This is a genomic window from Pseudomonas sp. W5-36, assembly GCF_046540455.1.
GTDB lineage: Bacteria > Pseudomonadota > Gammaproteobacteria > Pseudomonadales > Pseudomonadaceae > Aquipseudomonas > Aquipseudomonas graminis_B.
Genome location: NZ_JAXCIQ010000036.1, coordinates 1 through 1,505 on the forward strand (window position 1 = coordinate 1; position 1,505 = coordinate 1,505).

Annotated in this window: 1 protein-coding gene; it reads left to right on the forward strand. The window is 50.6% G+C overall.

Going from position 1 to position 1,505, the window contains the following annotated elements; all coding sequences use genetic code 11:
• Positions 1 to 1,141, forward strand: a 1,141-nt coding sequence (locus SLW74_RS27460; protein ID WP_410930725.1) for an Ig-like domain-containing protein, incomplete at its 5' end; no start/stop codon positions are given.
• Between the last annotated feature and the right edge of the window lie 364 nt (positions 1,142 to 1,505).

Consider the following 1,505-nt stretch of genomic DNA (forward strand, 5'->3'; position numbering starts at 1 on the left):
CATGACACTGGCGGCCTGGCCTGGTCAGGCAGTGGGGCAAAAACTCTGGCTGAGCGTGGTCTCGACGCCGCAGATCACGCTGCAGAACTGGAATCCGCTGAACGTCACGACGTTGGGCGCCCAGAGCAGGGGCATCTCCAAGGACCTCCTCAAAACGCTGACCGACGGCTCGACCTTTACGCTGAAGCTTGAAGCGTCTTTTGATGGAGGGGCAACGCGTTTTCCGTTTTCGGAACAGGCGTACAGCATCAAGAGCGTGCCCGACGTTGGCGCGATTGAGATTACTAAGGTGACCGACTCTTATGGGGCGGTGATCGCCAACGGCGGAAATACTCAAGAGACCACTGTCAACCTGACTGGCACAGCCGATGCAAATACCCAACTTCAAGTAGTTGACGGGTCAACGGTATTAGGAACTGTCACTGTTAACGCCGTTGGCGCCTGGACCTATCAGGCGAACGGTTTATCGGTTTCTACGCATATTTTCACTGCTCGATATGTTGCAGGTGGCCTGACTTCAGATGCATGGACTGTTCAGGTTATAGCCATACCGCTGACCATTGACCAGTCAACGATGATTCTTGATGGCATATACGTAATGGGAAGCCCTGAATGGACGCAAAATGGCAATGACGTAGTAGGTAATACTCAAGTTAGAACACCCTTAGGAGGCACGCCACCTTATACCTACTCATCGAGCAACACACGGTATGCATCAGTTAACCAGCAGGGAGAGGTTAAAGGAAGAGGATGGGGGAGCAGCACCATAACCGTGAGCGATGCACGAAACAACAGCGTCTCTTACACAGTTAACGCCTCGAAAATGTATGCGCTCAGAGTAGCACCTGATGAGTACAGTTTCACCTACGATCAGGCAGTACAATACGCCGAGGACTGGGACTGTTTACCTCTTAGGGAGGCTCACCTAAATGTACTCATACACTTGTATGGCGCTCCATTCCCACCAGACAAGGGCCGATATGGTGACTGCTGGCTTGGAATAAAATCAGGCTGTGGGGAAGACGGTCTTGTCTGGCGGTTTCCTTCAGCACAGAAAAGATGCGCACCTGTTAATGAAATACTCAGCTGGAGAGGAATGTCCATACTAAATTCTCTGGATGACTGGCCAGACTTTCCGTGAATGATCTAGACATAGCACGACTGTAAGCATGATAAAGGGGTCTAGCATGATAAAGGGGTCTTGATAACGGGGTCTGATTTATTTAAGACAAGGACCTGATTTATTTACGGTGAAGCGCTGTAAGTACAATTACCCCCCCTGCCCGCGTCGCACTAGTGATACCCACCTTGCAAGGAGCAAAAGAAAATGAAGAACGCCATCCTCACCGCCGAGCAAAAAGACAAATTGACGGCAGCAATCAAACAGGCGCTTAACGGCACTTTATCCATTAACGCAACACCCTACCCTCGTCCTAAAGTCGAGCCTGCAGACGCATTCAACGTGCTTGATCCCAACAAGAACAACGCTGTCGATAACACCTATA